The 3,069-nt window shown below is 73.6% G+C and carries 3 protein-coding genes; 2 read left to right on the forward strand and 1 reads right to left on the reverse strand.

Annotated features, from left to right (window positions below; all coding sequences use genetic code 11):
- Positions 1-61 precede the first annotated feature (61 nt).
- On the reverse strand, positions 62-2,074 hold the full coding sequence (locus tag ACFUVW_RS20410; protein WP_430573123.1) for a M13 family metallopeptidase: 2,013 nt from the start codon (positions 2,072-2,074) through the stop codon (positions 62-64).
- Between the two features lie 88 nt (positions 2,075-2,162).
- On the opposite strand from ACFUVW_RS20410, the gene ACFUVW_RS20415 reads away from it, so the two are divergent.
- A complete protein-coding gene (locus tag ACFUVW_RS20415) occupies positions 2,163-2,630 on the forward strand; it encodes a ribose-5-phosphate isomerase (protein ID WP_430573124.1) in 468 nt (155 codons plus the stop codon).
- A 12-nt stretch (positions 2,631-2,642) separates the two neighbouring features.
- A partial coding sequence (locus ACFUVW_RS20420; RefSeq protein WP_430573125.1) for a DNA-formamidopyrimidine glycosylase family protein occupies positions 2,643-3,069 on the forward strand: 427 nt, incomplete at its 3' end.

Consider the following 3,069-nt stretch of genomic DNA (forward strand, 5'->3'; position numbering starts at 1 on the left):
CCATCCCGCGGTCGGCGGCTTCGTCGTGTCCGGGCGCCCGCCGCGTCAGGGCGGCGGACGGTCACCAGATGCGGACCCGCTCCTCGGGCGCGAGCCACAGCGCGTCGTCGGGGCCCACGCCGTAGGTGGCGTGGAACTCGTCGATGTTGCGCAGGACGCCGTTGCAGCGGAACTCGTTGGGGGAGTGCGGGTCCGTGGCGATGCGGCGCACCACCTCCTCGTCGCGGCCCTTGGACTGCCACACCTGCGCCCAGCCCAGGAAGACGCGCTCCAGGCCGGTGAGACCGTCGATGACGGGGGCGTCCTCGAGCGAGGTGCCGAGCGCGATGCGGTACGCCTTGATCGCGATGGACAGGCCGCCCAGGTCGCCGATGTTCTCGCCGATGGTCAGCGCCCCGTTGACGTGCGGGCCGTCGGCGGGCAGCTGCGTCGGCCGGAAGCCGTCGTACTGCGCGATGAGGGCCTTCGTCCGCTTCTCGAACTCCGTGCGGTCGGTCTCGGTCCACCAGTCCTCGAGGCGTCCGTCGCCGTCGTACTTGGACCCCTGGTCGTCGAAGCCGTGGCCGATCTCGTGCCCGATGACGCCGCCGATGCCGCCGTAGTTCACGGCGTCGTCCGCGTCGGGGTCGAAGAACGGCGGCTGCAGGATCGCCGCCGGGAAGACGATCTCGTTCATGCCCGGGTTGTAGTAGGCGTTGACGGTCTGCGGCGTCATGAACCACTCGTCGCGGTCGATCGGGCGACCGATCTTGCCGAGCTCGTGGTCCTGCTCGAACGCGTGCGCCCGCCGGACGTTGCCGACGAGGTCGGCGGCGTCGACCACGAGGGCGGAGTAGTCGCGCCACTTCACCGGGTAGCCCACCTTGGGGGTGAACCGCTCGAGCTTGGCGAGCGCCTTCACCTTCGTCTCGGGCGTCATCCAGTCGAGCGCCTCGATGGACTCGCGGTACGCGGCCACGAGGTTCGCGACGAGGACGTCCATCCGCTCCTTGTGCTCCGGCGGGAAGTGGCGGGCCACGTACTGCTCGCCGACGGCCTCGCCGAGCGCCCGCTCGACGAGCGCGACCCCGCGCTTCCACCGGTCGCGCACCTCCTGGGCGCCCGACAGCGTGCGGCCGTAGAAGTCGAAGTTGGCCTCGACGGTGGCGTCGTCGAGGTAGGCGGCGCGCGCCGTGATCAGGTGGTACGCGGCCCACAGCTTCCAGTCCGCCAGGGGCTCCGTCCGCCACAGCTCGGCGAAGCCGGTCGCGAACGACGGCTCCCGCACGACCAGGGCGTCCAGCGACCCGGCGGGCGCGCCGAGCGCCGCCGCCCACGCGCGCCAGTCGAAGCCGGGCGCCCGCTCGACCAGGTCGGCGAGCGTCATCGGGTTGTAGGTGAGGTCGGCGTCGCGGTCGCGCACGACGTCCCAGTGGTGGGCGGCGAGCTTCGTCTCCAGCGCGAGCACGCGCGCGGCGGCGTCCTCGGGGTCGGCGCCCCACGCGGACGTGGCGGTGACGCCGGCGAGGCGCAGCATGCGCGCCAGGTGCGGCGCGTACTTGTCGCGGACGGGCGCGTACTGGTCCTCGCGGTAGTACGCCTCGTCGGGCAGGCCCAGGCCGCCCTGCACGAGGTAGGTCACGTACGTCTCGGGGTCCTTGGCGTCGTTGTCGACGTAGAACGCGACGGCGCCGCCCCCGCCGGTGCGCTGCAGGGCGCCGAGCACGTCGACGAGCTCGGCGGGCGACGTGGCGGCCGCGATCTGGGCGAGCTCGGCGGCGATCGGCTCGGTGCCGAGCTGCTGCACGCGGTCGGCGTCGAGGAAGCTCGCGTACAGCGCGCCGATCTTCGCGGGGGTGGACGCGGGGTCGAGGTCGTCCGTGGCGGCGAGGTCGGTGATGATCTCCCGGACACGCTCCTCCGACAGGTCGTGCAGCGCGCGGAACGCGCCGTCCATGGCGCGGTCGGCGGGGATCTCGTGCTGGGCGATCCAGCGCCCGTTGACGTGGCGGTACAGGTCGTCCTGCGGGCGGACGGCCTGGTCGAGTGCGCTGAGGTCGATGCCGGACCGCAGCCCGGTGGCGTCGGCAGTCATGGCGTCACCCTACGGCGCGCCGCCCACGCGTGGGGCGGTTCGCTCCCCGCGGGCGACCCGGGGGAGCGGCGTGGGGGAGAATGACCGCATGCGTCTGCACATCGCCGCCGATCACGCCGGATACGAGCTCAAGACCCACCTCGTGGACCACCTGCGCGCCGCGGGCCACGACGTCGTCGACCACGGCGCCCACGAGTACGACGCGCAGGACGACTACCCCGCGTTCTGCATCAGCGCGGGCGAGGCCGTGGTCGCGGAGCCGGGCTCGCTGGGCATCGTCATCGGCGGCTCGGGGAACGGGGAGCAGATCGCCGCGAACAAGGTCGTCGGGGTGCGCGCCGTGCTGGCCTGGTCGCTGGAGACGGCGACGCTCGGGCGCCAGCACAACGACGCCAACGTCATCGCGGTCGGCGGCCGGATGCACTCGCTCCAGGAGGCGACGTCCTTCGTCGAGGCGTTCGTCGCCGAGCCGTTCAGCGGCGACGCCCGCCACCAGCGCCGCATCGACAAGATGGCCGCGTACGAGGCGTCCCACGACGTCTCCGCCATCGCCTGAAGACTCGCTGACGTGCCCGAGGGTCACACCGTCCACCGCCTCGCGCGCGCCCTGGACGGGCTGTTCGGCGGCGAGGCGCTCGCCGTGTCCAGCCCGCAGGGGCGGTTCGCGGGCGGTGCCGCGCTGCTCGACGGCCGCCGGCTGGTGACCGCCGAGGCGTGGGGCAAGCAGCTCTTCTGCGCCTTCGCGCCCGACCGGGCAGGCAGAGGGCCTGCCAAGGCGAGCCGAGAGCCTGACACCCCGGACGACGCCCGGTGGCTGCGGGTGCACCTGGGCCTGTACGGGGCGTGGACGTTCGCCGGCGACGGCAGCGCCGACGTCGTGCACGCGATCGGCGCGCCGCGCCGACGGATCGGGGAGCGCGAGACGACGCCGGACGACGGCGGCCCGGGAGCCGCCGCAGCCGCCGGCGCCGCGGGGGAGTGGGTCCCGCCCGCCC

Source organism: Isoptericola sp. NPDC057391, assembly GCF_042668085.1.
In the GTDB taxonomy this organism is placed as follows: domain Bacteria; phylum Actinomycetota; class Actinomycetes; order Actinomycetales; family Cellulomonadaceae; genus Isoptericola.

Coding starts and splice junctions, on each gene's coding strand:
- ACFUVW_RS20410 (WP_430573123.1), bottom strand. CDS start 2,074: ATGACTGCCGACGCCACCGGGCTGCGGTCCGGCATCGACCTCAGCGCA.
- ACFUVW_RS20415 (WP_430573124.1), top strand. CDS start 2,163: ATGCGTCTGCACATCGCCGCCGATCACGCCGGATACGAGCTCAAGACC.